The sequence below is a fragment of the Prauserella marina genome (assembly GCF_002240355.1).
Classification (GTDB): domain Bacteria; phylum Actinomycetota; class Actinomycetes; order Mycobacteriales; family Pseudonocardiaceae; genus Prauserella_A; species Prauserella_A marina.
Map to the genome: position 1 here is coordinate 4,682,384 of NZ_CP016353.1, position 25,587 is coordinate 4,707,970.

Genomic DNA, 25,587 nt, shown 5'->3' on the forward strand with positions numbered 1-25,587 from the left:
GCGTCCACAGTGGAGCTACAGCGCCGCCCTTTCCCGCAAGTAATGTGAAACAGTTTCCAGATTTCTGCGAAGCCTGCCCTTGACAGCGGTAAGTAGCCTGTCCCGCGATCGGTTGAGGTTTCTTGAGAGATCTGGAGCGAGCAGTTGACCAAGATCCACAGGGCCGAGGTCGTCGGATCGTTGCTACGGACCGACGACCTCAAAGAAGCACGCCGCGCCGTCGCCGCGAACGAGCTGTCGGCATTGGATTTCAAGCACCTCGAAGACAAAGCGGTCGACGACGCCGTCGAACTCCAGGAGAAGATCGGGGTCGACAACCTCACCGACGGCGAGCTTCGACGCAGCTTCTTCTGCGATCACGTCATGACCGCCCTCGACGGTGTCAGCGAGATCGACGCTCCACCCTTCGACCTTTTCCACGTCACGACGGGCGAGCGGGCCCAGATGAGCATGCCCGCGACGGTGACCGGCAAGATCAGTGGCAAGCGAATGCTGTCCGTCGAGGAATTCACCTACCTGCGGGGGCGAAGCACCGCGCCACTCAAGGCGACGTTGTCCAGTCCCATCACACTCAACTATCTCTGGCACCCGGAATACTCGACCGAAGCCTATTCCGACCCCTACGACCTGTTCCGGGACGCGGCAGCGGTCTTGCGAAACGAAGCACTCGAACTGGCGAGACTGGGCTGCGAATACATTCAGATCGACGCACCGGAATTGATTCACGTCCTCGCCGACGAAAACGTCTGGCAGCGGTGGCTCCGATACAACCTACAGCCCGAGAGAATCGTTCCCGAAGCGATCGACATCATCAACTCCATCGCGGACCCGATTCCCGGCGTCACCTTCGGTCTGCACGTCTGCCGGGCCAACGCGTCCTACTTGGCGGTGGCGCGTGGCGGGTACGGGCGCTTCGTCAGCGAACTCGTGCCGCGCGCGACGAACTTCAGCAATTTGCTGCTCGAATACGACGACGAGCGCTCGGGCGACTTCGCGCCGCTCGCGGATATTCCGGACGACAAGAAGATCGTCCTCGGTCTTGTCTCGACGAAGCGCGCGGGACTGGAAAACGGCGACGAGGTTCGGGCCCGCATCCACGAGGCGGCACGCTATACGGGTCTGGACCGGCTCGCCCTTTCCACCCAATGCGGGTTCGCCTCGATGGAAAGCGGCAACGATCTGACCATGGCACAACAGGCGGACAAACTCCGCCTCGTCGTCGACACGGCACGCGAAGTCTGGTCGTAGCCCACGTTCCGCCGGTATCCGGTCCGCACGAGCAGGCGGACCGGATACCGGCTAACCACCCGGGCGGCGGGGCGACGCCCCTTCGCCCGCCTGCCGCACGAGCTCGTCGACCGTCGCCGCGATCGCGGGCTTGGCGGCGGTGCTGTCCCGGTACAGCGCGAAAACCTGCCGGACGGGCGCGGGCTCGATCGCGGCGAACCGCACCGAGCCGGATCCGGATTCCCTGCCGAGCCTCGGAATCACCGCGATACCCAGTCCAGCCTCGACCAGCGCCAGCTGCGTCGAATGCTCCGAAGCGGTGTGCGCGAAGCGGGGCCGCGTTCCCGCGTGGCTGAGCGTGCGGACGAGCCAGTCGTGGCAGATCTCGCCTTCACTCCACGCGATCCACTCCTCGTCGGCCAGCTCGCCGAGCCCGACCGTGTCCCGCCCCGCCAGCGGGTGCCCCGCAGGCAGGGCGACGTCGAGCCGGTCGTGCAGCAACGGCACCCGCGAAAGCCCTTTGGGCACGGACAGCGCGTCACCAACCCAGTCCTGAACGACCACCAGATCGAGCTGGCTTCGCACCAGCGCGGGGATGGCCTCGTGCGGTTCTCTCTCGGTCAGCGACACCCGCAACTCGGGATACCTGGAGCGCAATTCGCGCAGGACACCGGGAAACAGCCCTCTGGCAGCGGTCGCGAACGCCGCGACGTCCAGCCGCCCCGCGACCGCTCCGCGATGCGCGGCGAGACCGGCTTCCACCCGTTCGACCCTCGCCATCAGCTCCGCCGCTTCTCCCGCGAGCAACCGGCCGGTCTCGGTCAGCCGGACTCCCCTGCCGTTGCGTTCGACGAGCCGCTGACCGACCTCCCGCTCCAGCCTGGCCATTTGCTGGGAGACGGCGGATGTCGTGACATGCAAGGTTTTCGCCGCACCGACGACCGAGCCGGTTGTCGAAACCGCGTGCAGCACCCGCAACCGCTCCAGGTTCAACATCGTAGAAATGCTACGCGGTTCGGTCCAGAAAGTCTCACTTGTGCTGAATAGAAAGCGGGCTCCACAGTGGGGCGGAGACCGACCGAAGGAGAACGATGCTCGACCAGACAGATCTCGGCGACCACGCGACGGATACCGTGACCATCGGCGGCGACCTTCCGGTGCACCGAATCGGCTTCGGCGCCATGCGGCTGAGCGGAATCGACCACGCGAGCGCGCTCGCCGTCGCCAGGCGCGCGATCGACCTCGGCGTCACGTTCATCGACACCGCCGATTCCTACGATCTCGGCCGGAACGAGGAACTGCTCGCCGAGGCACTACACCCCTGGCCTCGCGACGTCGTCGTCGCGACGAAGGGGGGCCACGTCAACCTCGGCACCGAGTGGATCCCGCTCGGCCGTCCCGAATATCTCCGGCAGCAGGCCGAGCTGAGCCTGCGCAGGTTGCGGCGTGAGCAGATCGATCTCTACCAGCTCCACCGGATTGACCCGCTCGTGCCGCTGTCCGACCAGATCGGCGCGCTGCGCCAGCTCCAGGACGAGGGCAAGGTCAAACACGTCGGACTGTCGGAGGTGAGCGTCGACCAGCTCGCCGAAGCCGGGAAGATCGTCAGGATCGCCAGCGTGCAGAACCGCTACAGCCTCGCCGACCGCCGCTCCGACGACGTGCTTGACCACTGCGAACGGCACGGGATCGTGTTCATCCCCTGGCTGCCCGTCGCCCGTCTCGCCAGGGGGACGGCAACCGACCGCGCCGAGGTGTGCGCCGAGGTCGCCGCACGGCACGGGGTGAGCGTCGCGCGAGTCGCGCTGGCGTGGCTGCTGAACCGGTCGCGGGCGATGCTGCCGATTCCCGGTACCTCATCGCAGGCCCACCTTGAGGACAACCTCGCCGCGGCCCGGTTGCGGCTCGACGCCGACGAACTGGCCCGGTTGACCGCCGAGGGAACCAGGTAGGGCCCGATCAACGCGAAGCCGCCTCGGACACCGCCTGGTTCGTGCGGCGGATGGCGGAAAGCCCGAGCCACGCCGCGGCGGGCGTCGCCAGCACGGTCACGACGACGAGTACGGCGTCCACTGTGGCGTCATACGCGAGAAGGAGCATGACGGGCCCCTGGACCGCCGTCGTACAGCAACCCAGCCAGCCCGCCAGCCAGCGCGGCCGGGGCGGGACGCGTTTCCCCTGAGCCAGCAACGCGGCACAGCCCAGCAAAGCCAGCAGCGCGGCGACGACCAGTACGACGCGCTGCGCGAGCGACTCCCACCCAGCCAGCCCCATCCCCTCGGAGGCGAAGGCCCAGAAGATCATCGCGCAGGCGAACGGGATGACGCAGACCGCGGCGAGGGCGCGCGCCCCCCACTGGCTCGGTGGACGTGGGCCCTCCGCGAGGACCGGCGACCACCGGCGCTGGACGTAGTCGGCGAAGAGAATCGCGAGCGCGACACCGAAAACGCCGAACCCACCGTAGACGAACGCGAACACCGGGCCGGTCAGATTGCCCTCGCCCCCGGAATTCACGTTGCCCTCGGTGACGGCCTGAAGCACCGCACCGACGGGCAGGCCGAGCGCGATCGGAGCGAGCGCGCCGGTCGCTGCCGCGGCGGGGATGACCAGAACCCACCACGGCAGCCGTTGTCCCCAGCTCTGGGTGAGCGCGAGCACGACGATCGCACCGATCACGACGAGGACGACGGTGATGAGGTTGCCGATCTCCATCCGCGCGTCCTGCATGTTTCCTGTCCCCGAGCCGGGCACCATCCCGATCCGGGAACCGCCGAGCCACAACAGTTTGAGCACCGTGTAGGGCAGCAAGGCGACGATCGCCAATGTGGCGATGCTCCAGCGTGCGGCGGGCGAAAGAAAGCTTCGGTTCATGGGTTCGGCTCCCCGTTTCTTGGATGATCGTGAGCTGGTTCTCCGGTGAGCCACACCGTGCGCGCGAAGGCGAGACTCAGTACGTCGTCGTGGTCGTAACCGGCCGTGTCGTAGCGCATCAGGTGGCTCGACAGCCATACGCCAGCGGTCAGCGCGGCCCGCGCGGCGGCCTCGCGCTCGTCACCGGTCACTTCGAGGAACAACCGGTGCAGGTAGGCCATCCTGGTCCGGTCGACCCGCCGGGTGCGCTCCGCGATCGCGGGATCACGGCGAGCCCAGTCGCGGATCGCCAGCTCGACCCCTTTCGCTCCCGCGCGCGCCTTGGCCCCGCGCGTCAGCGCGCGCAGCCGTTCGGCCACGTCGGAGCCGCCGACGGCATCGGCCTCGTCGATCACCGCGTCGGCGGCTTCCCGCTCCCACGCGTCGAGCATTTCGCTCAGCAACCGCGCGCGCCCATCGAAGTAGCCGTAGAACCCGCCCTTGGTCACCCCCAGCCGCCGGGCGAGTTCCTCCACCCTGACTAGCTCCGGACCACCTTCGCCGAGCGCGTCCAGCCCCGCCCGGATCCACGCGTCTCTCGGTGTTCGCGCGTGTGCCATCGACGTCCCCCAAACCCAGATCTATACGGCAGCGTACAGATCGGGCTCAGCGCGTTCGCAGGCCGGTCAGCCGGGCGACGGCGGCGAACCCCTCCTCGGTACCGGGCCAGTGGGCGCGGACCGCGTCCATTCCGGCGCGGCGGACGACGCCCCGCAGCACGGCGGTCACGATGATCGCGTCGTCGGCGTACCCGAGGACGGGGATGAAATCCGGGATCAAGTCGATGGGAAGCGCGAGGTAGACCAGCAGAAGTCCCAGCCGCACCCGCACGCCGCGCGGCAGTTCCTTGTCGGTGGCGAGACCTCGGATCAAGCGAAGCACGTCGGGCAGGACACGCAGCGCCTCACGCAGCAGCCCGCCCCCTGGGCGCGACACGATCAGCACCACGACCAGTGCCAGCCACGCGAGCAGGAGCACGACGGCGAGCCCGATGACCAGGTCCCACCAGAACGAGCCGGTCAACCGTTCGCGCTCCGCAAGCGCGGACGATGCGGTTCTGGCCGGTCACCGGATCCGGCTTCGAGCCCCCTTTCGACGTGGTCCGCGTGATACAGCGCCTGGGCAAGCAGGCGGCGAACGTGCTCGTCAGCGGCGGAGTAGAAGACGAACGTGCCTTCGCGGCGGCCTTTCACGAGTCCCGCCAAGCGCAGTTTCGCGAGGTGCTGGGACACCGCCGTCGGGTTCACCCCGGCGAGCTCGGCCAGGCATGCCACCGAGGATTCGCCCTGGAGCAGCGCCCAGAGGATCTTGATCCTGGTCGGGTCGGCGAGCAGGCGAAACGACTCGGCGGCCAGGTGCACCTGCTCGTCATGGGGCATGTCGAATTCCGGCAGCGAGTTGTGCATACCCGCACCCTACCCCGCTACCTCACTACCTACATACCTTCATGCATACGCAGATACGATGCTAGTGTCTGCCCGCAAGCGTCGAGACCGCGGAGACAGAGGTAGCGGAGTCATGACCACATCGGGACACGGCCACGACCATGGGCGGCAAGCCGCGGGCAGGCGGTGGTGGCATCAGGTCGCGCACGCGGTCAGGCCGCACAGCCACGACAGCACGGACCGGTTGGACCCGGCACTGGAGACCAGCAAGCGCGGGATGCGAGCGCTGGTGTGGTCCTTCGCCGCACTGTTCGTGACGGCGGTCGCGCAGCTCGCGCTGGTGATGGTCACCGGATCGGTCGCGCTGCTCGGCGACACGATTCACAACTTCGCCGACGCGCTGACCTCGGTGCCGATCGGCATCGCTTTCGTACTGGGCCGCAGGGCCGCGACGCGCCGCTACACCTACGGGCTCGGCCGCGCCGAGGACCTGGCGGGGGTGATCGTGGTGGTGATCATCGCCGGGTCGGCGGCGCTGGCCGCGTACGAGGCGATACACCGGCTCGCGCATCCACGGCCCGTGCAGCACCTGTGGGTGCTGGCGCTGGCGGGAATCGTCGGGTTCGCCGGGAACGAACTGGTCGCGCGGTACCGGATCACGGTGGGACGGCAGATCGGGTCGGCGGCCTTGGTCGCCGACGGGTTGCACGCCCGTACCGACGGATTCACTTCGCTCGCGGTGGTGCTGGGCGCCGCCGGGGTCGCGCTGGGGATTCCGGCCGCCGATCCGGTGGTCGGTTTGCTGATCACCGTGGCGATCCTGTTCGTCTTGCGCGACGCGGCCAAGGAGGTGTTCCGGCGCTTGATGGACGCCGTCGACCCCGCCACCGTCGAACTGGCCGAGCGGAGCGCCGCCGAGGTGCCCGGAGTGCGCGCGGCGAAGGACGTGCGCATGCGCTGGATCGGTCACAGCCTGCGGGCCGAGCTGGCTGTGCGCGTCGACAACTCGCTGACCGTTGACCGCGCCCACGAGCTGGCGCACGAGGTCGAGCACCAGCTCAGGCAAACGGTGCCCCGGCTCACCGCCGCGGTCGTCCACATCGAACCGGCAACGGGTGCCGACATCATCCACGCCCGCGCGCATCGCTGAGGCGTCCACGGCTCCGACGAAGCACGAAACCCGTTGGCACACATGGGCATTCGCTTGCGCATCCGCCATAAGCCGACACTGACAGGGCTCGTCCCGAACGCGGATCTCGCCGTCCCGGGCGGGGGACTCGCGGAACGCGGCGACCCGGCGGGTTCGCTCAGGAGCCCCTGGCGACCACGAGACCCGACTCGTAGGCGAGCACGACGAGCTGAGCCCGATCGCGGGCATGCAGCTTGGTCATCGCCCTGTTGACGTGCGTCTTGGCCGTCAGCGGGCTGATGACCATCCGGTCGGCGATCTCGTCGTTGGAAAGTCCTTGCGCGACAAGGGAAACGGCCTCGCGCTCCCGGTTGGTCAGTTCCGTCAGCACCGCGCCCGTGGTGAGTGGCCGCGTGACGTAGCGGTCGATCAGCTTGCGGGTGATCGACGGCGCGAGCAAAGCATCGCCGCGCGCGGCGACCCTCACGGCGTGCAGGAAGTCCTCCGGCTCGATGTCCTTGACGAGAAACCCGGCCGCACCGGCCCGCAGCGCGTTGAAGACATACTCGTCGAACCCGTAGTTGGTGAGGATGACGACGTGGACCCCGGCAAGCGCGGGGTCGGCCGCGATCCGCCGGGTCGCCTCGATGCCGTCCAGGTCCGGCATCTCGATGTCGATGAGCGCGATGTCGGGCAGGTACCGCCTGGCCAGCTCGACGCCCTCCCGGCCGTCGGCGGCCTCCGCCACGACCTCGATGTCGTCCTCGATGTCGAGCAGCGCCCGGAATCCGCTGCGCAACAGCGGCTGGTCGTCGACGAGCAGAACCCGGATCACGACAGCCCCGCCACGGGAAGCTCGGCCTCGACGGCGAAACCGCCCTCACCGCGTGGCGCGGCCCGAAGTCGTCCCCCGAGCGCGGTGACCCGCTCACGCATTCCGAGCAGCCCGACGCCGGGCACTGGCGCCCGGTCCGGGGTGGCCGTGCCGTCGTCGTCGATCCGGATGACCAGCAGACCGGGGCGGTGATCGATCACCACCGACGCGGTCTCGGCGCCGGAATGCCTCGCGATGTTGGTCAGCGACTCCTGGACGATGCGGTAGGCGGTGCCGCCGACCTCGGCAGGCACCCCATTCGCCGTTCCCTCGATCCTCAGCGTCGCGTCGAGGCCCGCCGTCCTCGCTCTGGCCACCAACTCGGGAACGTGGTCGAGACCGTGCGCGGGATGACTGTCGTCGTCGCGAAGGGCCTCAAGGGTCGCCCGCAGTTCCCTTGCCGCCTCCCTGCCTGCCTCCCTGATGGTCAGCAGCGCCTCCGGTACCTGCTCACCACGTTTGCGGGCCACGTGGACGGCGGCCTCGGCCTGCACCTTGATCACGGAGATCTGATGGGTGAGCGAGTCGTGCAATTCCCTCGCGACGTGCAGCCGCTCCTCGTCGGCACGGCGCCGCGCGGTCTCCTCCCTCGTGCGCTCCGCCTCCTTCGCTCTGCGCTCGGCCTGCCGCAGCGCCTCGCCCGCGGCGCCCGCGGCGATCAGCCACGCGATCTCAAGGGCGCCCCTCGCTCGCGCGAACGCCTCGCCGGTGTCGTGCAGGCCCGAGATCATCGCGGCGAGCGGAAGCGCGGCAAGCACGAGCACGCTCGCCACCACCGTGACGACACGATGTCCCGACCGCATGGCCGCGTACACCGCGAACAGGTACGCGACGGCGGGCACGTCGAATCCGGCCGCCTGATAGCCCACCGCGCACAGCCCGGTGACCGCCAGTACCACCACCGGCGCGCGGCGGCGCGCGACCAGCGCCAGCCCGCTCGCCGTCAGCAGTGCGCAGCCGAGCAACCAGAGCGGTGACGCGGAATGCCGCCCGGCCAGCCCGGTGATCAGAAGGGCCGCCGCGACGCCGAGGGCGATGACCCAGTCCGTGGCGGCGATCCGCCCGCTGCTCATGCGTTGCACCCTAGCCGGATTGCCGTCCCCCCGACTCCCGCGCGCGGATACCCGCCGGATACCGCGGGCGCGGTACTTCCCGGATCGCGCGGTACCCGGGTTACGGCGTCCACGGCAGTGCGGAATGCCCGCCCCTGCCGGACGACCAGGACCGGGTGTCCCGGCCATGCTCTGGCGAGACCCAGAACACGTTCGGAAACGACGAGGAGACTCTCATGTCAGCGCAACTCTTGGCCGCCGTCGATGCCGCCACCATGACCACCGGCAGGCTCGTGGGCGCGGTGGCGGCGCTGGTGGCTCTGGCCGGGGCGGTCTCGGACTGGCGAGACCCCGGGGCGGAAAACGGCGGGCGAGCATCGCGCTCGTGGCCGGACTGACCGGCATCGTGGCGGGCGGACTGGTGATGATCACCGCAAAGGGCGGCCCCGGCACCGGCTACGGGATCGTCGGCGGTGTCATCGCGCTGGCGCTCGGGGTGGTCGCCAGCGCGCTCGGCTGGCTGGCACTCACCCGCTCCCGCCGCACCGGGTGAGTACCGGCGTCACGCCCTGTCGTATGCGACGAGCGCGGGTTCGCCGTCGAGCAGGACCCGAAGTCCGATGATGCTGCCGTCGGTAGTGACCTGGCTGACCGAAACGCCGTCGAAGGTGGTGCGGGATTCTCCCGTCCTGACGTCGACGACCTCGATGCCCCGTTGCTGGTAACCGGGGATCAGGGCGAGATCGCCGACCACGGCCGACTGGTGCAACGCGGTGATCTTGTTTTCGATCCGCCACAGTTGGTCGCCGCTCGCCAGCTCGCGCCCGGTCAGGTAGGCGTGGGTGCCACGCTCGGGATCGGAGTCCGAGGTGATGACGACGTCGCCGTGCAGGACGGCCTGCTCGTAGTAGACAGGGGAACTCTCCGGCAACTCGGCCGACCAGTTTTCCTCACCGGTCGCGGCGTCGAGTACGGCTATCCGGTTCTCGAAAACGTCGCGCGTCTCGTCGTGCCGGGTGGAGCGCACGACGACCTCGGTCGCGGTGGTCGCGACGAGTTGCTGGGCGAAGTCCTCGTGCCCGTAGTCCCACGACGGCTCGCCGTCCTTCGCGGAGAACGCGTACAGGCGCAGCGATTCGGGAGTCTGGTTGCCGCGCTCGTCGGTGACCATCTGCCACGCGCTGGTCGCGTCGGGCCCCGCCACGCCGAAGACGATCGTGTCACCGGCGGCCTCGCCGTACTCGAAGGAGGAATCGAGGTCGATCTCGCTCGTCAGCAGCGGCTCGCCGCGAGCGGGGTCGATCATCGTCAGGGTGGCCTTGTCGTCTTCGGCCCAGCGCACCAGCGCGACCTGCTTGTCGGCCACGGCGACGGTGGTGCTCGCGGTCGCGGGCTCGCCCTCGCCGAGCAACGTGCAGCCACGAACGTCGCCGCTGTCGAGATCGACCCGCACCGCTGTCGCCCGTGTGTCGTCAGGATGCTGCGACAACACCAGTTCGCCACCGACCTTGGCGCTGCCGTAGCTGGTTCCGTTCTGTTCGAACGCCCACAACCCGTTGCCGGTACCGGCGTCGGTGGCGACGACGTCGGCATCGCCCCTGCCCGTGTCGTCGACGACGACTCCGCCGAGAAGCGGTTCGGCCGACCGCGTGTCGGGGAGCACCGTTCGCGCTGGGCCGAACGGTGCTCGCGGCGCGTCGAGGACCGTCAGCGCGTCCTGGCTCGCGACGTCCGCGACCAGAACTCCGCCGCCGTGCTCGGCGGGAGTGAGTGCCTCCGCGCACGGGTCCGGTGCCGCCCACGGCCGCCATACGAGCAGGCCGCCCGCCAGCACCACGACCAGCCCAGCACCGACCCACAGCCACACCCGACGACGCATAATCACCCCAATTGTCCGGTCAACGGCGTCAGATTAGCCCGGGTGTCCGTTTCGCGAAGCGAGTTCGCCGAACTGTTCGGCGGCAGTCCGTTCTCCCGAGCGGGCACTGAAAACCAGTGGACAGTTGCTTTCTGCCCGGCCCAGGTCGTGTCTGACAAACCCGTAGCCTGCTGCGCACGGCAGAGGTCTGTCAGACACGACCTAGCGTCAATCAGGTGATCGCTGCGGACGACGAACCTCGCTCCAGCTAGCGCGGTCGTGGCCGCGACAGCTCCCGCGATGACCGGTCGCGATTCGGCCGTGCTGTTCAGCTTGTCGCTCGCGCAGTTCACGACGACACTCGAATTCACGATCGTCTTCGTCGCACTTCCCAGTATCGGAGACGATCTGTCACTTGGCGCAGGGCAACTGCAATGGGTCGTCGGCGCGTATGCCGTGCTCTTCGGTGGTTTTCTCATCCTCTGCGGCCGGTTGTCCGACCGATTCGGAGCCCGGCGGTTGTTCCTCGTGGCAACCGTGTTGTTCGGCCTCACGAGCGCGGCGGGCGCCGTCGCCGAAACAGCGGTGGTACTGCTCGCCGCGAGAGCGGGTCAGGGATTGGCCGCGGCCATGCTGCAACCCGCGGTTCTCGGACTTCTCCAGTCCGTGTTCCGTGACGAGCCTTTGCGCGGCCGAGCTTGGGCGGTGTGGTCGGCCATCGGCGCCTCGGGTTTGGGCCTTGGCGCGTTACTCGGCGGCGTACTGACCGAGTGGTCGTGGCGCCTCACGTTCGCGATCAACGTGCCACTCATGGCGGCCTGTGCGCTGGGAGCGCTCGTCTGGATGCCGCCTGGTCCCGCACGAAGTCCCGTCAGGATTCCATTACGGCGGCCGGGCTCGCCGTCGGCGCGGCCCTGTCGCTTTCGCTTGGTCTCACCGTGGCGACCGATCAGGGCTGGCGCGCTCCCCTCGTGTACCTCTGCCTCGTCACGGCCGGTGTGCTCGGAACCCTTCTCCTCCGTCGAGAACGGGGCCGTTCGGTGAACCTGATCGACGCCGGGCTCCGCCGCGTTCGCACCTTGTGGACCGGAGCGGGCGTCACGGCCCTCTACATGGCCAGCGCGGGTTCGTCGTATTACCTCCTCACGCTGCTACTCCAGCATCAATGGCACTACGGCGCGCGTGAAGCCGGGTTCGGCTTCCTCCCTCTGGCCGCGGCTGTTTCAGCGGGAAGCGCCGTCGTGGGTGGTCTCGCGCGCCGCTGTGGCCTCACTCGCGTTCTCGTCATCGGCTTCGCGCTGTGCGCCGGTGGGCTCGCCTGGCTCGCCGCGACCGCGCCCGGCGGCTCCTACGTCCTTCTCGTGACCGGACTTGTCGTCAGCGGCATCGGCAACGGGCTGGTCTTCGCCGCGATGTTCCTGCTCGGCACTCGCGACGTGCGCTCGGGAGACGAAGGCACAGCAGGAGGAGTACTGGCGACATCCCAATATCTGTCGAGCACCGTCGCGCTGGCACTGCTCACCGTCCTCATTGGACCGGAAAGAGATTCGCGACTTCCCACTCGCCTTTCTGGCCTTGAGCGTGACCGCCCTGATCGGCCTCGCCTTCGTTGTCGTGCGCGGTCGCCACGACCGCAGCGTGCGGCGGTGGCTTCGCCGTCAGCGCGGTGCCGCTTGACCTGAAAACGACGACATAGCCGCGAAACGTATTGCAATGAAAGCGTTTCTTGGTGCAAACAAGAACTTTTCCGGCAGTCGAGGGCAAAGCGGAACGAATCGCACTACCGGGACATCTACCTTCGAAACGATGCCGCGATGAGCGAGCACGGATACGTACGAGGATGGGGACCTGGGGAATGGATCCGAATGGGAAATACTTCGGTTACGACATCAACAGGCTTCGGCAGAACCTGTCCGGCGACGGCATCACCCAGTACGTCTCAAGCTACTCGGTCACCTACAGCGCGTACTGGAACGAGGGCAAGCCACCCGAACAGCAGCAGTCGCCCCCTTATCTCTCCCCGAAGGCACAGACTCCCGCGCCCGACTCCGAGGAAGCCCAATCACTCGAAATCGAAATGATCAGGGACCGGATCATGGGCGAGCAGCCGGGAACGACCTCGGACAGGGCCACCCAGTGGTCCAGGGTCGAGTCGATGCTGTTCTTCGTCCAGAACGACCTGTTCCAGCAGACCGATTCGCTTGGCGCGGAATGGGAATCGCCGTCGGCGAAAGAGGCTTATCTGCTGAAGGTCGGCGAGACGCTGGCGCACATCGAAATGTGGCGCGAGGCCGCAGAAGCCAACCACACCGCCCTTTATTCGCTGGCGAGCGCCATGCGCACCGCACAGGACAACATGCGGGACCTCTGGCAGCGCTACGAAAAGGCGATCTGGCGATCCGTCGAGAACTATCTGGATTCACCAACAGGGCTGGGACCGGGCATACCCGTCAGCCCGTACGCGGCCGTTTCGGATGACAAGGTCGAACAAAAAATAGCCGAAATCATCGAAGAGCAACGCTGGGATCTGCCCTATATCAAGGAAACGCGGCACACGTACAACACGGAGGCACGGCAGCTCATCAACGACACGGCGAATTCGTACGCCTCCGCGATCTCGAAACTGGAGACCGCGCGGGCGAACCGGATGATTCCGATGGACGCGATCCTGCACCCCGAAGCCACCGGTATCGAGCTTCCGTCGATGCCTCCCGGCGGCGTCCCAGGCGGGCCCGGCGGGTTCGGCGGCCCTTCGCCTGCTCCACCCGGCGGGATCCCACCCGTTCCCACGTTCGACGTCACCCCGCGTCCCCCGGACGTCGGCAACGCGGCCGGTTCCCCGCGAGCCCCCGGCACCCCGGCTCCCGTGCCACCCTCGACGACACCGCGAACCTCACCCTCGGCCCCGGTTCTCACGCCGCCGAACCGGCCCGTGGGCTCGGTTCCACCCTTCGCCGCTGCCGGGCCGCCCCTGCCCGGCGCGCCATCGGCGCCGGGCCTCGGCACCGCATCCGGCAGCGTGCTCGGCGGACCGCCACCGCTCGGTACCGGATCGCCACCGCCACCTTCCAGCGGTGGCCTTCCCGGCGGAGCACGAGGCGGCCTCGGTATGCCGGGCCAGACCCCGCCGCCTCCCGCCGGAGGCAGCCCGGGGAAACCGAAGCGGGGCAAGGTACTCGGTGACAAAGTGGACGGTGCCGATCGACATGGCACGCCACCTCCGGCCACCGGTGCGCCGCCTGGCGGGCGAAACACCAAACCGGGTGCCCCTCTGGCGAGTCTCCCGACCGCACTGGAATCCCAGGAGGTGTTCAGGGCGCCGCCCGCGCAGGCGTCGCCGGTGCTCGACACCACCGACAACACCAAGAAACGCGCCAAAGGGAGAGCCGCCACCGAACGAGACAGCATGCCTTCGGTACTTTCCGGCGCCCGCGCCGAACCCAAGACCCCTGCCAAGAAACAACGCGAGCGATCCGTCCCGGAAGGCGCGGCGCCAGTCGAGTTCACGGTTCCCACCGGGACGGCACCGGTGTTCAAGGGCAGGCTCGCCGAACAAAAAGACCGCGACGACCGGCGACCACTCGGCGACGTCCCCACTGCACTGCGCGGTCCAGCCGCGGCGACGCTCGCCGAACACCAGCGACACGGCGCCCCACAAGCCGACCGCACCACCCGCACCGCAACACCCCAGCCGGAGAAACACACCCGAGACTCCTGGGACGTCGACACCCCAGGAGGGCCCGTCGTCTCCAGCACCAAACGAAACGAATACCGAGCAGAACCCAAGAAGATCCTCGGCACCAGGCAACACTGACCGACCAGCCCGGTGTGGGAGCGCTCCCACACCGGGCTGCCGCCCGACCGCGATTCCTCTTGGCAGCCAACGTAAGTACGACGGCGTCGTCGCTGGTCAGCCGACTACGACAAGCTTTCCTGTTGCGAATTACCACCATATCCTGATAGATCAAGGAAAATTTGGAACCAACCGGCTTCGCGAGGTGTCTACCGAGGAGAACCGCCAACAGCCAGAGAACGTGCCCGGTCAGATTCATCCCGGCACCGCGCGTGCGCTGACCGGCACCCGACCCGGAATCGCAGGTAAACGGGGGCCTGAGTCATGGACCCGAACTGGAAATACTTCGGCTACGACATCAACACGCTTCGCCGTAACATGTCCGGCGAAGGCCTGCCGTCGTATGCCGGTGTCTCCGTCACCTACAGCGGCTACTGGAACCAGGGCAAGCCGCTCGACGAGCAGACCGCCGCGCCCTACCTCGCCGAAGACGCTCAGACCCCCGCACCCGACTCCGACGAGGCCGAGGCGCTGACCGTCGAGACGGTCAGAGACCGGATCATGGGTGAGCAGCCCGGCACGGCATCGGACAGGGCAAGCCAGTGGTTCAACATCGAGGCGATGCTGTTCTTCGTCCAAAATGAACTGTTCAACCAGACCGACGCGCTCGACGCGGAGTGGGAGTCACCGGCCGCGAAAGAGGCGTACCTGATGAAGGTGGGCTCGACGCTGGCCCACATCGAGATGTGGCGCGAAGCAGCCGAAGCCAACCATGCCGGGCTTTCCTCACTCGCGAGCGCCATGCGTACCGCGCAGACGGACATGCGGGATCTGTGGCGGCGCTACCAGGAGGCCGTTTCGAATGCCGAGGAGCGCGACCCGTACGCCGACGATCCGACTCGCGACTACAAGGCCCCGCCGTTCGAGGGAACCGGCTTCGAATACGGTGTCGCGAGGGCGCGCTGGAAGTACGACAAGGAAGCGCGGCAGCTGGCCAGCACGACGGCTGATTCCTACGCCGATGCCATCTCGAAACTGGAGACGGCAAGGGCGAACCGGATGGTTCCGATGAACGCGATCCTGCACCCGGAAGCCGCCGGCATGGAACTGCCGCCGATGCCTCCGGGGGGCGGCCCCGGCGGTGGCCCGAGCGCGCCGGGCGGCTCCGCGCCCGCGCCGCCGGGCGGAAGCCCACCCGCTCCCGCGTTCAACGGCGCGCCGCCGCCCCCTGCCTTCGGTGGCGCGCAACCCCCCGCGGGCTCCCCGCGCGCACCCGGCGCACCAGCTCCCACGGCGCCGACGGCAACGCCCCGGATGCCTCAGACGGCCCCTGCCGCCAGCCCACCGAACGCGCCGACCGCTGGCCCAGCCGGTGTACCGCCCGGTGCTCCCGGCGCGGTTCCGCCGGTCGCTCCCGGCACGGTCCGCCCCGGCGCACCCACCGCGCAAACGCCCGGCGCCGCCCCCACCCCTGGCAGGGCCCCCGGCACGTCACCGACGCTCGGCGCGGGCTCACCGGGAGGAGCGCCATCGGCACCACCCGGCGCGGGAGGTCTTCCCGGCAAGGCTCCCCCCGCCGGAAGTGGTATGCCCGGCAAGGTCATGCCGCCCCCTGCCGGAGGCGCACCGCAGAAACCCAAGCAGGGCAAGGTACTGGGCGACAAAGACAACATGCCTGGCGCCGGCAGGCAAGGCGGTGCCCCGCCCCCTGCCTCGGGCGCGCCACCCGGTAGGCAAAGTGGCCAGCCCGGCGACACCGGCCGCCTCGAATCCCAGGACGCCTTCCGCCCGCCGCCTCCACCGGCCTCGCCGGTGCTCGACACCACCAACAGTGCCAAAAAGCGTGCCAGGGCAAAGGCCGCGGCGGACGCGGCCGAACAAGACCGCCTCTCACCGCCTCCCGGAGCGACCCCTTCGGTCCTGTCCAACGCGCGCGTCGAGTCCAAGACCCCAGCCAAGAAACAACGCAAGCGTCCCGCCACCGAAAGCGCGGTGCCGACCGAGTTCATGGCGGGTGTCGACACCGGGACGGCACCGGTGTTCGAGGGCAGGCTCGCCGAACAAAAAGACCGCGACGACCGGCGACCACTCGGCGACATCCCGGCGGCCCTGCGCGGTCCAGCCGCGGCGACACTCGACGAACACCAGCGACACGGCGCCCCACAAGCCGACCGCACCACCCGCACCACGACACCCCAGCCGGAACCGCGCACCGGCGACTCCTGGGACGTCGACACCCCGGGCGGGCCCGTCGTCTCCAGCGCCAAACGAGACGAATACCGAGCAGAACCCAAGAAGATCCTCGGCACCAGGCAACACTGACCACGGCATACACCGGAACGGGGCGGTGAGCTCGCCCGCTGCCGGAGCTCACCACCCCGCGTTCCTGGAGAATTCCGGTACCGGTGCGATGAGCCGACGGCGCGGCCGACGTATCCCTTGTACATGTTCGCCGACATCCCGACCAGGAAAGCGCAGGTGCACCATGCTGATCATCGCGGGCCACGTCGAGGTCGATCCGGGCAACCGGGACGCCTATGTGGCCGCCCACCACGACCTGATAGCACGGGCGCGCGCGGCGCGCGGCTGTCTCGACGTCGCCATCTCGGCCGACCCGCTGGATCCGGCGAGGGTGAACGTCTTCGAACGCTGGGACACACAAGAAAACCTCGACGCGTGGCGAGCGGTCGCCGCGGCGCCGGACAGCGAAACCGCGATCGTGGCCGACAACGTAATGGCCTACGAGGTGAGCGGAGAACGGCCGCCGTTCGGCTGAGCCGCGCGGGGGCACCCTTCGTCACCGGGTGCCCCCGCGCTCGCCGGAATCACCGCACCGGATCCCTGCCACCAGCAGGACCGAGCCGGCGAGCAGGGCGGCGGCTCCCGACGGCAATAGGAACCCGAACCGCAGGCCGATCGTGGCCGCCACGTCGACCCCAGGCCGACCGTCGAGCCGCATGACGACGACCAACCAGGCCCCGCGCTCCCTGTCCCATTCCACGATCCGCTCGCCGGTACCCGAGGAGGTGGCGACCCAGAACGGGCGGCCGAGTGGCTCCGGAGCACGCGTCGAGCCGGCTACCGAACGAAAAGCCGTTTGGAACGGTTCGAGGGTCGCCGACCTGAATTCCTCATGGGCGACGCCGCGAAGGAACCGCTCGACGGCGGATTTCGACCCGATTCCCACGAAAACTGGGAGCTCCGAATCGAGAGGCCGCACCGTGATCCGGCCCCTGGCCAGTTCACCGAGATCCGGATTCGGGTCGGCGGCACGCGCGACGCTCTCGCCGACGTCGATCTCGTCCGGCTTCAGCGCGGCGGTGTCCGTGCCGAAGCGGTGTGGCGGGTGATCCGCCGCGATGGGCTCGACCAGGCATCGGTGCGCAACGTCGCCAGGGAGCCGCCCTTTCGACAGGATCGCTGCGGCACTATTTCACCTCACAGTCCGAACTGCTGGCCTTCGCGCTGCGCGCGGCGAATCCGGGGCTCGACGTCAAAGGGGAAACCGACCGGTTGCACGCCCTGCTGGACGGGCTGGCCGTCCACGCGGCGAGCAGGCCGGAACAGGCGACACCGCAACGGATGCGGGCCGTTCTCGCCCGGCATCTGGACGAACTCGAACGCGTCAGCGGCTGACCGCGGCGCGGCCGGTTCCAGCGAGGCACCAGCGGGCCGTCGAGGAATGCAGCGCGGCGATCACCGAACCCACAGCCAGGATCGCGGTCAGCGGACCGACGACGAACAGCAATGACCACACCGGACCGCCGTCCAGCATCGAGGGGTTCGCGCCGGTGATGAAGGCTTGCAGGCTGCCGGTGAGGCCCTGCAACGCGGCGACGACGCCGGTGATCGCGAGCAGCAACCGCCCCGCTCTCTTGCGCCGCGACAGCAACGCCGATCCGGTGATGACCGAGACGATTCCGGCGACGGCGAGCAACAGATTCACCGCGATCACCACCGTCGGCGCCGAGGAATCGCTGAGGAAATCGGCCGCGATGAAGACGAACATGAGCAGACCGGGAATGCACAGGAAAGCCAGCACCATCGCCGTGACGGCCGTGCCGCCGCCGTGCTGCCTCATCGCCGTCATGCTCACCGGAGCGGTGGTCTCTGGAGTTTCGAGGTTTCTCGTCACCGCGGGCGGGACCTGGCCACCGCCGGATCCTGCCCCGGCAGCATGTTCGGCCACCATCGTCGCGACGGCGGGCGGCAGCCATGACGTCGAGGACACGGTTGCCGCGGCGAATCCGGTCAGTTCCTCAAGGATTTCCGCGACCTCGGGACGATCGGCCGGTTCCTTCGCGAGACAGCGCGCCACGAGACCGGCGAGCGGGGCGGGAAGTCCCGCCAGGTCGGGGTCGTCGTGCACGAGGCGGTAGACCATCGCCTCCGCCGCTCCGGTACCGAACGGACTACGCCCCGTCGCGGCGAACGCGAGGACGAGGCCGAGCGAGAACACGTCACTCGGCTCGCCGATCTCCCGCCCGCGCGCCTGCTCGGGAGACATGAAGGACGGAGTGCCCACCACCGCTCGCGACAAGGTGTGGGAGGTGGCGTCCAGCGCCCTGGCAATGCCGAAGTCGATGACGCGCGGACCGTCGTCGGCGAGAATCACGTTGGACGGCTTGAGATCCCTGTGCACGAGGCCGCACGCGTGAATCGCGGCGAGCCCTTCGGCCAGCCCTGCACCGAGTACCGCGACCGCGTCGGCGGGCAGCGGACCGTGCCGCTCGACGGCTTCCTGAAGGGAAGGCCCCGGGATGTAGGCGGTGACGAGCCATGGCGGCGTGGCCTCCGGCGCGGCGTCGACCACCTGTGCCGTGTAGAAGCCGCCGACCCGCCTCGCGGCGTCGACCTCCAGCGCGAACCGGCGCAGGAACCCGGCGTCGTCGGCCAGTTCGGGCCGCACCAGTTTGACCGCGACCCTGCGACCGCTGCGCGAGCGGCCGAGGAACACCTGTCCCATGCCACCCCCGCCGAGTCGCCCTTCGAGGCCATAGTTCCCGACCTGCCGTGGATCGCCGTCCCGCAGCGGCTCCATCCACGCTCCTCCCCATCGGCTGGCGCGGGTCGCCCCGCTCGGCGCCGCTGATCATTCCAGGAAAGGGCACCCTCCGGGGCGCGCGGGGTGAATCGGGGCGATCACCCGCCGCCATCTACTACGCTATTCCAAGGAAGATTGGAGTATGGATGACTGACCGGGCGACGAGGACCGCTCTTTTCGATCAGTTCGCGCGCGTCGGCAAGGCCATGGGCAGCGGAAAACGACTGGAATTGCTCGACCTGCTCGCCCAGGGCGAGCGCACCGTCGAATCGCTCGCGCGCGCCGCGCAACTCGGCATGACCACCGCCTCGGCACATCTGCAAACGCTCAAGCAGGCGAATCTGGTCACCACGCGCAGGGAAGGAACCAAGATCCACTACCGGCTCGCCGGTACCGACGTCGCGGCGCTGTACGCGCTGGTGCGCTCCGTCGCCGGTGCACATCTTCCCGACGTGGCGGCCGCGAGGGCCGCCCATCTCGGCACCACCGACGCCGAGCACGTCAGCAGGGACGACCTGCTCCGCAGGGCCGAACGCGGCGAGGTCGTCGTACTCGACGTGCGGCCACGCGAGGAATACGCGGCAGGCCATATCCCGGGCGCGGTGTCGATCCCGGTCGAGGAACTGGAGGGCAGGCTCGCCGACATCCCAGCCGACCAGGAGATCGTCGCCTACTGCCGTGGCAGCTACTGCGTGCTCGCCTACGACGCGGTGCGGCTGCTGAGGGCACACGGCCGCACGGCGAGCCTGCTCGCCGACGGCATGCTCGAATGGCAACTCGCCGAACTGCCGATCGAGTCGGGCTGAGCCCGCGAGACTCCCCGCACACCACGGCGTCCCCACCCGGAAGGTGACCAGTGACCACTGCCGTCCACCCAGCCCAGAAACGCATTCTCGGCGTGCTGGTGACCGCCCAGATTCTCAGCGGGGCCGGACTCGCCGCCGGTATCACCGTCGGCGCGCTGCTGGCGCAGGACATGCTCGGCGGTGCCGGGCTGGCCGGGTTGCCGAGCACGCTGTTCACCATCGGGTCGGCGGCCGCCGCGATCATCGTCGGCCGCGTCTCCGACCGGCTGGGGCGCCGCGCGGGACTCGCCTCTGGCTATGCGGCAGGCGCGGCGGGCGGCGTCGGGGTCGTCATCGCCGCCACCATCGGCAACGTGCCCCTGCTGTTCCTGTCCTTCTTCGTATACGGGGCCGGAACGGCGACCAACCTGCAAGCCCGCTACGCGGGAGCCGATCTCGCCTCGCCACGGCACCGGGGCCGCGCGGTGAGCACCGTCCTCGTGGCCACCACCGTCGGCGCGGTCGCCGGACCCAACCTCGTCACGGTCACCGGCGACCTCGCCCACACGATGGGCGTTCCCCGGCTCGCGGGCCCGTTCCTGCTGGCGATCCTCGCCTACTCGGCCGCGGCGGTCGTGCTGTGGATCATGTTGCGCCCTGACCCGCTCACCACGGCACGCGCGCTGGCCGGCGGCGCGGCCACGGAAACCACGCCGGTAGCCGAGGCCGCCGGAGATACCGGGAGCAGAACGCAGCTCATGCTCGGCGCCGGAGTCATGGTGCTGACCCAGCTCATCATGGTCGCGATCATGACGATGACGCCCATCCACATGCAGCACCATGGGCACGGTGTCGGCGCGGCGGGTCTGGTCATCGCGGTCCACGTGGCCGGGATGTATCTGCCTTCTCCGTTGAGCGGTCTGCTCGTCGACCGGTTCGGGCGGCCCGCCGTCGCCGCGGCCTCCGGCGTCACCCTGCTCGCGGCGGGACTGCTCGCCGCCCTCGCGCCGCCGCACTCGGTCTGGCTGCTCGCGCTGGCACTCGCGCTGCTCGGGCTCGGCTGGAACTTCGGGCTCGTCAGCGGCACCGCGATCATCACCGACACCGTTCCACTCGCCACGCGCGCGAAAACCCAGGGAGCGGTCGACGTCGCGATCGCCCTCGCCGGCGCGGGCGGTGGCATGGCTTCCGGCCTCGTCGTCGCGGCGAGCGGCTACCCGGCACTCGCGATCATGGGCGGAGTACTCGCGCTGGCCGTCATCCCGGCCGTCGCGTTCACCACACGGCCCGGAACGGCACCCGCCGTCTCCCGCCGCTCCGGGTGAGCGATTTCCCTCAGGTATTCGATCGTTAACCCGGAGCAACGGCAGCCACGCTTGACTACGTCCGTATTGTGGCCTTTCCTGTGATACAAGTACGTCAACGTTCACATTCGTGATGGCGCACTCTGTTTCATCAGGTACGGGAGACGACATGGTCACGATCCGGCGCCGCGGGTCCCTCGGCACCACGGGCTCGTCAGCCGGGTTCGGTCTCCTTCGCCAGCGCGCGCAGCACGTACCGCTGAATCTTTCCACTCGGCGTCTTCGGCAGTTCGCCCACGACATGGACCCGGCGAGGGTAGGCGTGGGCGGCGTACTCGCTTTTGACGAGCCGTTGCAGCTCGGCCTCCAGTTCCGGCGAGCCCTCGATTCCGCGCTTGAGCACCACGTACGCCTCGATCACCTCGCCACGCAACGGGTCCGGCGCGCCGACGACGGCCGCCTCGGCCACCGATTCGTGAGTCACCAGCACGCTTTCGACGTCGAACGGCCCGATGCGGTAGCCGGCCATGATGATGACGTCGTCGTCGCGGGACGAGAAGTACAGCCGCCCTTCGGCGTCCCGCGCCGCCGTGTCCCCCGTCAGGTACCAGCGACCGTCCGGTGTGTACCGTTCGGCGGTCCGTTCCGGCGCACCGGCGTAGCCGGGAAACCACATCAGCGGGCTGTCGCGCACGTCGACCGCGAGCCGTCCCACGATGCCGGGCGGCGCCTGCTCGTCGGAATCCTCGGCCAGCACGGCACACGACCAGCCCGGCAGCGAGTATCCCATCGAGCCGGAAACGACGGGCGCCCTCAGTTCCTCCCGCCACGCGTTGCCGGCGACCATGCCGAGCTCAGTCTGTCCATAATGGTCGCGAACCTCGGTGCCGAGCGCGCCACGGGACCAGCTCACCACCTCGGGCGTGAGCGGTTCCCCCGCGGAGGAGGCGCACCTGAGCCGGGTCGGCGCCTGGCTCGCCGACGGTTCGGCGCGCAACGCGCGGTAGATCGTCGGCGCGGCCGCGAAGTTGGTGACCTGAAAACGGTCGAGCAGATCCCACGTCACCGGCGCCGAGAAACCGGCGCGCAGCAGAATGCTGGTGCGACCGAGCGCGAGCGGACCGAGAATCGCGTAGTACAGCCCGTAGGCCCAGCCCGGATCCGCCGCGTTCCAGTACACGTCGTCGTCCCGCAGGTCCAGCGCGTCGAGCAGGTACCGCCGCATGGAAGCAAGGGCGCGCAGCGGGACCGGCACGGCCTTCGGGGTTCCGGTGGTTCCGCTGGTGAACAGCAGGATCAACGTGCCGTCCGCGCCGACGCGCTCGGATTCGGCCGCACCTGGTTCCGGTGCCTCGGCGACGAGATCGTCGAGCAGGTGCCAGCCGGCCGTCTCCGGACGTCGCCCGCCCACCTGGATGACCTGCCACGGCGGGAGCGGCGCGTCGGGCTCGCCTTCGAGTTTGCCCACCTGGTCGGCGTCGGCGATCACCACGGCGGCGGAACTGCCCGTGAGCCGCAGTTCGATCGCGTTGCGGGCGAACGCCGTGAACAACGGGACGTGCACGGCGCCGAGCCGCCAGAGTCCGAGCAGCACCGAGGGCAATTCCGCCGACTTGCCCATCAGCACGCCCACCGCGTCGCCACGGCCGACACCCCGCGCGGCCAGCGCGGCGGCGACCCGCCTCGACCTGGCCTCCAACTCGGCGAACGTGAGGTCCCGGAAGCTCAGATCGGGTTCGACGACGCGGAAGGCGACCGTCGTGCCGGCGTGCCGGTCGCACAGCAGCTCAGCCGCACACGCGCCGGGTGCCGCGAACTCGGCACCGTATTCGTCGTCCTGCCCCTCACTCAGGGGCACCGCCTTCGTGTCAACCATGTCGCCTCGACCTCTTCGTCGCGTACTCGTCCCCAAGGGACCGGGATACCGTGACTGTCGCCGGTTCCCCGCGACCGCGCTACGTTCCATCGAGGGTAATGAAAGGAGCCCGGCATGCCGGCGATCAGCGACGATTCGGCGAGCGAGGCCGACAGGATGCTCGCGGCCCTCGTGCCCCGGCTGCGAGGGACGTGCGCCGTCGACCTCGCCTTCGCGGGACCGCGCGATTCCGGCAGCACCGAGTCGATCACCATCCGGCACCTTGCCGGTCACCTCGGGCACAGCCTGCGGCACCTGCGAGTACAGGCAGGCCAGGGACTCGGCGGCAAGTCACTGGTGCTCGGCAGACCGGTCGTCGCGCACGACTATTTCAACGCGAGGCACATCGAGCATTCCTACGATCATGCCGTCGCTCCCGAGCGGATCCACGCCGCGCTCGCCGTCCCCGTGCGGCTGCACGACACCATCATCGGCGTCTGCTACCTCGCCCACCGCCGGAACGTGACTTTCGGTGACCGGCTCGTCGCCAGCGCGACGGCACTCGTCCGGCGGCTCGAACGCGACCTCGCCGTCGAGTACGAGGTGCGCCGTGCCCTGCGGGCGCGCGCCGAGGCTGACGCGCGCGACGCGCGCCTGCTCGGCGAGTTGCGCGAGGAACTGGAGGCGGTGATCGCGCTGGTGACCGAACCACAGGCACGGAGCAGGCTGCGGGCCCTCTCGGCGGGGTTGCGGGAGATCACCGACGGCGGAGCCGACCCTGCCGGATCACCGGTCCGTCAGGAAACCCTGTCCGCGCGCGAACTCGACGTGCTGAGGCTCGTCGCGAAGGGCGCGTCGAACAACGACATCGCCACGGCACTCGTGCTCACTCCGAACACGGTCAAAGCCTATCTGCGAAGTGTCACCCGCAAACTCGGCGCCACCAACCGAACCCACGCCGTCGCGCTCGCCAGGGGGAACCGGCTCATCGAATGAGCAGCACAATCCACAGTGGACTCCCCAAGGGGTGACCGATGTTTGGCTTCACCTGGTGAAGGGGAACCTGAAGCGCCGGGGCGGCTTGTTCATCCGCGCAGTGGCCCTCGCCGCCCCGGCGCGCCCGTCGACTGAGGACTTTTTCCCAGGAAACCGACCGTCGGCTTATCCAGGCCGATGCGCGGGTAGCCCGGTGACATGCGACGAGAATGCCGGTTTCTCATCATCGGCGGAGGACCTGCCGCTCTGTCTGCGGCGCGCGCGTATCGCGACGCGGGCGGGGAAGGTGAGGTGTACGTGGTCTCCCAGGACACCGAACGCCCCTACGCCCGGCCACCGCTTTCCAAGGAATTCCTGCGTGGCGAAGCCGGGGAGTCCGAGTTGCCGCTGGAGGATTCCGATTTCTACCGGCAGCGGGAAGTCGAGGTGTCACTCGGCGATTCGGTGACCGAATGGGATCCGGGCGCACACAGGGTGAGCACCGCCTCGGGTGAGACGGTCCACTATGGCCGATGCCTGTACGCCACGGGCGCCGAACCGAAACCGCCCAGCGTGCCCGGCGTCGACGACCCGGCCGTCCGGACCCTGCGGTCGGCACGCAGCGGGCGCGAACTGCGCGCCGCCGCGAAGCGAGCACGCAGCGCGATCGTCGTCGGCGCGGGTTTCATCGGCTGTGAGGCCGCGGTCTCCCTCAGCAGGCTCGGTATCCAGGTCACCTTGCTCTGCAAGGGACCGGCACCACAGCACGACCGCCTCGGCGCCGAGACCGCGGAGATCATCCGGCGCTGGCTCACCTCGGCAGGGGTGAGCGTGCTGACCGGGACCGCCCTGCTCGGCATCGAATCCGGACACCGGGTGCGCACCGACACCGTGCCACTGCTCGACACCGATCTCGTGCTGCTCGCGACGGGCATCACGCCACGCGCCGAGCTTTGCCCGACGCGGGGGGCTCGTCACCGCACAGGACAGGGTCGTGACCGACCAGCACCTGCGTGCCAGCGCCGAGGACGTGTTCGCGGCAGGGGATGTCGCGCTGGCGCACAACGAATCCGCCGGAAGACGGCTGCCCGTCGAGCACTGGGGCGAGGCCGAGACGATGGGGGCGATCGCGGGCTCCGGCGCCGCGGGCGAGCAGCGGAGCTGGCGCGACGCACCCGGCTTCTGGACGGTGCTCGGCGAGCGCGTACTCAAGTACGCCGCGTGGGGCGACGGGTTCTCCGAGTCGAGGGTGACCTTCCACGACGAGCCCGACGGCGCCTTCACCGTCTGGTACGGGAAGAACGGGACCACCGTGGGCGTGCTGACCCACCAGGCGGACGAGGACTACGCCAGGGGGACCGAACTCGTCGAGCGTGGCGCCGCGCTGCCGTGACGC

At 69.0% G+C, this 25,587-nt stretch carries 26 protein-coding genes and 1 pseudogene; 16 read left to right on the plus strand and 11 right to left on the minus strand.

All coding sequences use genetic code 11. From position 1 onward, the window contains the following. Positions 1–144 precede the first annotated feature (144 nt). Positions 145–1,248: a cobalamin-independent methionine synthase II family protein gene (locus tag BAY61_RS21930; RefSeq protein WP_170140301.1), complete on the plus strand. Its 1,104-nt coding sequence runs from the start codon at positions 145–147 to the stop codon at positions 1,246–1,248. 51 nt (positions 1,249–1,299) lie between these two features. On the opposite strand, the gene BAY61_RS21935 is transcribed toward BAY61_RS21930, so the two are convergent. Then, on the minus strand, positions 1,300–2,223 hold the full coding sequence (locus BAY61_RS21935) for a LysR family transcriptional regulator (RefSeq protein WP_091809698.1): 924 nt from the start codon (positions 2,221–2,223) through the stop codon (positions 1,300–1,302). A 95-nt stretch (positions 2,224–2,318) separates the two neighbouring features. Here BAY61_RS21935 and BAY61_RS21940 point away from each other — a divergent pair, with 95 nt between their 5' ends. Next, positions 2,319–3,179, plus strand: coding sequence for an aldo/keto reductase (locus BAY61_RS21940; RefSeq protein WP_091809696.1), 861 nt, complete (start codon positions 2,319–2,321; stop codon positions 3,177–3,179). Between the two features lie 7 nt (positions 3,180–3,186). On the opposite strand, the gene BAY61_RS21945 is transcribed toward BAY61_RS21940, so the two are convergent. The 4 genes from BAY61_RS21945 to BAY61_RS21960 are packed head-to-tail and all read right to left on the minus strand — an operon-like array spanning position 3,187 to position 5,543. Continuing rightward, positions 3,187–4,098 (minus strand): hypothetical protein, encoded by a 912-nt coding sequence (locus BAY61_RS21945; RefSeq protein WP_091809695.1) that lies wholly within the window; start codon positions 4,096–4,098, stop codon positions 3,187–3,189. Then, positions 4,095–4,697 (minus strand): TetR/AcrR family transcriptional regulator, encoded by a 603-nt coding sequence (locus BAY61_RS21950; protein WP_091809693.1) that lies wholly within the window; start codon positions 4,695–4,697, stop codon positions 4,095–4,097. The genes BAY61_RS21945 and BAY61_RS21950 overlap by 4 nt, the downstream gene beginning before the upstream one ends. Positions 4,698–4,743: 46 nt before the next feature. Next, positions 4,744–5,160 carry a YkvA family protein gene (locus BAY61_RS21955; protein WP_091809692.1) on the minus strand — a complete coding sequence of 139 codons (417 nt, stop codon included), beginning with the start codon at positions 5,158–5,160 and terminating at the stop codon, positions 4,744–4,746. Then, positions 5,157–5,543, minus strand: a complete 387-nt coding sequence (locus BAY61_RS21960) for an ArsR/SmtB family transcription factor (RefSeq protein ID WP_091809690.1) — start codon at positions 5,541–5,543, stop codon at positions 5,157–5,159. Before BAY61_RS21960 ends, BAY61_RS21955 begins: the two co-directional genes overlap by 4 nt. Positions 5,544–5,655: 112 nt before the next feature. Here BAY61_RS21960 and BAY61_RS21965 point away from each other — a divergent pair, with 112 nt between their 5' ends. After that, complete coding sequence (locus tag BAY61_RS21965; protein WP_091809688.1) at positions 5,656–6,672, plus strand: cation diffusion facilitator family transporter; 1,017 nt, start codon at positions 5,656–5,658, stop codon at positions 6,670–6,672. A 157-nt stretch (positions 6,673–6,829) separates the two neighbouring features. Here the strand turns inward: BAY61_RS21965 and BAY61_RS21970 are convergent, their stop codons facing one another. Then, a complete protein-coding gene (locus BAY61_RS21970; RefSeq protein WP_091809687.1) occupies positions 6,830–7,486 on the minus strand; it encodes a response regulator in 657 nt (218 codons plus the stop codon). Beyond that, positions 7,483–8,598 (minus strand): sensor histidine kinase, encoded by a 1,116-nt coding sequence (locus BAY61_RS21975; RefSeq protein WP_091809685.1) that lies wholly within the window; start codon positions 8,596–8,598, stop codon positions 7,483–7,485. Before BAY61_RS21975 ends, BAY61_RS21970 begins: the two co-directional genes overlap by 4 nt. Positions 8,599–8,813: 215 nt before the next feature. Here BAY61_RS21975 and BAY61_RS33930 point away from each other — a divergent pair, with 215 nt between their 5' ends. Both BAY61_RS33930 and BAY61_RS33935 read left to right on the plus strand, forming a co-directional pair. Further along, positions 8,814–8,975, plus strand: coding sequence for a hypothetical protein (locus BAY61_RS33930; protein ID WP_338061498.1), 162 nt, complete (start codon positions 8,814–8,816; stop codon positions 8,973–8,975). Continuing rightward, positions 8,963–9,130: a DUF6223 family protein gene (locus BAY61_RS33935; RefSeq protein WP_338061497.1), complete on the plus strand. Its 168-nt coding sequence runs from the start codon at positions 8,963–8,965 to the stop codon at positions 9,128–9,130. The genes BAY61_RS33930 and BAY61_RS33935 overlap by 13 nt, the downstream gene beginning before the upstream one ends. A 9-nt stretch (positions 9,131–9,139) precedes the next feature. Here the strand turns inward: BAY61_RS33935 and BAY61_RS21985 are convergent, their stop codons facing one another. Beyond that, positions 9,140–10,456, minus strand: a complete 1,317-nt coding sequence (locus tag BAY61_RS21985; protein WP_091809682.1) for an outer membrane protein assembly factor BamB family protein — start codon at positions 10,454–10,456, stop codon at positions 9,140–9,142. A gap of 279 nt (positions 10,457–10,735) precedes the next feature. Here BAY61_RS21985 and BAY61_RS21990 point away from each other — a divergent pair, with 279 nt between their 5' ends. From BAY61_RS21990 to BAY61_RS22010, 5 genes are all read left to right on the plus strand, one after another. Then, positions 10,736–11,479, plus strand: coding sequence for an MFS transporter (locus BAY61_RS21990; protein WP_146225287.1), 744 nt, complete (start codon positions 10,736–10,738; stop codon positions 11,477–11,479). Further along, positions 11,374–12,117, plus strand: a complete 744-nt coding sequence (locus tag BAY61_RS21995; protein ID WP_094168512.1) for an MFS transporter — start codon at positions 11,374–11,376, stop codon at positions 12,115–12,117. The genes BAY61_RS21990 and BAY61_RS21995 overlap by 106 nt, the downstream gene beginning before the upstream one ends. A gap of 173 nt (positions 12,118–12,290) precedes the next feature. After that, positions 12,291–14,249, plus strand: a complete 1,959-nt coding sequence (locus BAY61_RS22000) for a WXG100 family type VII secretion target (RefSeq protein ID WP_091809678.1) — start codon at positions 12,291–12,293, stop codon at positions 14,247–14,249. Positions 14,250–14,552: 303 nt separating this feature from the next. Further along, positions 14,553–16,550, plus strand: a complete 1,998-nt coding sequence (locus BAY61_RS33840; RefSeq protein ID WP_091809676.1) for a hypothetical protein — start codon at positions 14,553–14,555, stop codon at positions 16,548–16,550. 163 nt (positions 16,551–16,713) lie between these two features. Further along, positions 16,714–17,004, plus strand: coding sequence for a putative quinol monooxygenase (locus BAY61_RS22010; protein WP_091809674.1), 291 nt, complete (start codon positions 16,714–16,716; stop codon positions 17,002–17,004). A gap of 21 nt (positions 17,005–17,025) precedes the next feature. Here the strand turns inward: BAY61_RS22010 and BAY61_RS22015 are convergent, their stop codons facing one another. Then, positions 17,026–17,415, minus strand: coding sequence for a hypothetical protein (locus BAY61_RS22015; protein ID WP_170140296.1), 390 nt, complete (start codon positions 17,413–17,415; stop codon positions 17,026–17,028). Between the two features lie 152 nt (positions 17,416–17,567). On the opposite strand from BAY61_RS22015, the gene BAY61_RS33655 reads away from it, so the two are divergent. Continuing rightward, entirely contained in the window at positions 17,568–17,864 is a 297-nt protein-coding gene (locus BAY61_RS33655) for a TetR family transcriptional regulator C-terminal domain-containing protein (RefSeq protein WP_091809670.1), read from the plus strand. On the opposite strand, the gene BAY61_RS22025 is transcribed toward BAY61_RS33655, so the two are convergent. Next, positions 17,854–19,269 carry a serine/threonine-protein kinase gene (locus BAY61_RS22025; protein ID WP_091809668.1) on the minus strand — a complete coding sequence of 472 codons (1,416 nt, stop codon included), beginning with the start codon at positions 19,267–19,269 and terminating at the stop codon, positions 17,854–17,856. The genes BAY61_RS33655 and BAY61_RS22025 overlap by 11 nt on opposite strands. A 149-nt stretch (positions 19,270–19,418) precedes the next feature. Here BAY61_RS22025 and BAY61_RS22030 point away from each other — a divergent pair, with 149 nt between their 5' ends. Together BAY61_RS22030 and BAY61_RS22035 are read left to right on the plus strand one after the other, a co-directional pair. Continuing rightward, positions 19,419–20,078: an ArsR/SmtB family transcription factor gene (locus BAY61_RS22030; protein WP_091809666.1), complete on the plus strand. Its 660-nt coding sequence runs from the start codon at positions 19,419–19,421 to the stop codon at positions 20,076–20,078. A 92-nt stretch (positions 20,079–20,170) separates the two neighbouring features. Then, on the plus strand, positions 20,171–21,382 hold the full coding sequence (locus BAY61_RS22035) for an MFS transporter (protein WP_091809898.1): 1,212 nt from the start codon (positions 20,171–20,173) through the stop codon (positions 21,380–21,382). Between the two features lie 193 nt (positions 21,383–21,575). Here the strand turns inward: BAY61_RS22035 and BAY61_RS22040 are convergent, their stop codons facing one another. Continuing rightward, positions 21,576–23,237, minus strand: a complete 1,662-nt coding sequence (locus BAY61_RS22040; protein WP_091809664.1) for an AMP-binding protein — start codon at positions 23,235–23,237, stop codon at positions 21,576–21,578. Positions 23,238–23,351: 114 nt separating this feature from the next. On the opposite strand from BAY61_RS22040, the gene BAY61_RS22045 reads away from it, so the two are divergent. The 3 genes and pseudogenes from BAY61_RS22045 to BAY61_RS33665 all read left to right on the plus strand — a co-directional run bounded on the left by BAY61_RS22045 (position 23,352) and on the right by BAY61_RS33665 (position 25,584). Beyond that, positions 23,352–24,212: a helix-turn-helix transcriptional regulator gene (locus BAY61_RS22045; RefSeq protein WP_091809662.1), complete on the plus strand. Its 861-nt coding sequence runs from the start codon at positions 23,352–23,354 to the stop codon at positions 24,210–24,212. A gap of 198 nt (positions 24,213–24,410) precedes the next feature. Further along, positions 24,411–25,088: pseudogene (locus BAY61_RS34040) on the plus strand (NAD(P)/FAD-dependent oxidoreductase); the annotation flags it as partial. 97 nt (positions 25,089–25,185) lie between these two features. Beyond that, on the plus strand, positions 25,186–25,584 hold the full coding sequence (locus tag BAY61_RS33665) for an NAD(P)/FAD-dependent oxidoreductase (protein WP_245865338.1): 399 nt from the start codon (positions 25,186–25,188) through the stop codon (positions 25,582–25,584). Positions 25,585–25,587 lie beyond the last annotated feature (3 nt).

Coding starts and splice junctions, on each gene's coding strand:
- BAY61_RS21935 (WP_091809698.1), bottom strand. CDS start 2,223: ATGTTGAACCTGGAGCGGTTGCGGGTGCTGCACGCGGTTTCGACAACC.
- BAY61_RS21940 (WP_091809696.1), top strand. CDS start 2,319: ATGCTCGACCAGACAGATCTCGGCGACCACGCGACGGATACCGTGACC.
- BAY61_RS21945 (WP_091809695.1), bottom strand. CDS start 4,098: ATGAACCGAAGCTTTCTTTCGCCCGCCGCACGCTGGAGCATCGCCACA.
- BAY61_RS21950 (WP_091809693.1), bottom strand. CDS start 4,697: ATGGCACACGCGCGAACACCGAGAGACGCGTGGATCCGGGCGGGGCTG.
- BAY61_RS21960 (WP_091809690.1), bottom strand. CDS start 5,543: ATGCACAACTCGCTGCCGGAATTCGACATGCCCCATGACGAGCAGGTG.
- BAY61_RS21965 (WP_091809688.1), top strand. CDS start 5,656: ATGACCACATCGGGACACGGCCACGACCATGGGCGGCAAGCCGCGGGC.
- BAY61_RS21975 (WP_091809685.1), bottom strand. CDS start 8,598: ATGAGCAGCGGGCGGATCGCCGCCACGGACTGGGTCATCGCCCTCGGC.
- BAY61_RS33930 (WP_338061498.1), top strand. CDS start 8,814: ATGTCAGCGCAACTCTTGGCCGCCGTCGATGCCGCCACCATGACCACC.
- BAY61_RS21985 (WP_091809682.1), bottom strand. CDS start 10,456: ATGCGTCGTCGGGTGTGGCTGTGGGTCGGTGCTGGGCTGGTCGTGGTG.
- BAY61_RS21990 (WP_146225287.1), top strand. CDS start 10,736: ATGACCGGTCGCGATTCGGCCGTGCTGTTCAGCTTGTCGCTCGCGCAG.
- BAY61_RS22000 (WP_091809678.1), top strand. CDS start 12,291: ATGGATCCGAATGGGAAATACTTCGGTTACGACATCAACAGGCTTCGG.
- BAY61_RS33840 (WP_091809676.1), top strand. CDS start 14,553: ATGGACCCGAACTGGAAATACTTCGGCTACGACATCAACACGCTTCGC.
- BAY61_RS22010 (WP_091809674.1), top strand. CDS start 16,714: ATGCTGATCATCGCGGGCCACGTCGAGGTCGATCCGGGCAACCGGGAC.
- BAY61_RS22025 (WP_091809668.1), bottom strand. CDS start 19,269: ATGGAGCCGCTGCGGGACGGCGATCCACGGCAGGTCGGGAACTATGGC.
- BAY61_RS22030 (WP_091809666.1), top strand. CDS start 19,419: ATGACTGACCGGGCGACGAGGACCGCTCTTTTCGATCAGTTCGCGCGC.
- BAY61_RS22040 (WP_091809664.1), bottom strand. CDS start 23,237: ATGGTTGACACGAAGGCGGTGCCCCTGAGTGAGGGGCAGGACGACGAA.
- BAY61_RS22045 (WP_091809662.1), top strand. CDS start 23,352: ATGCCGGCGATCAGCGACGATTCGGCGAGCGAGGCCGACAGGATGCTC.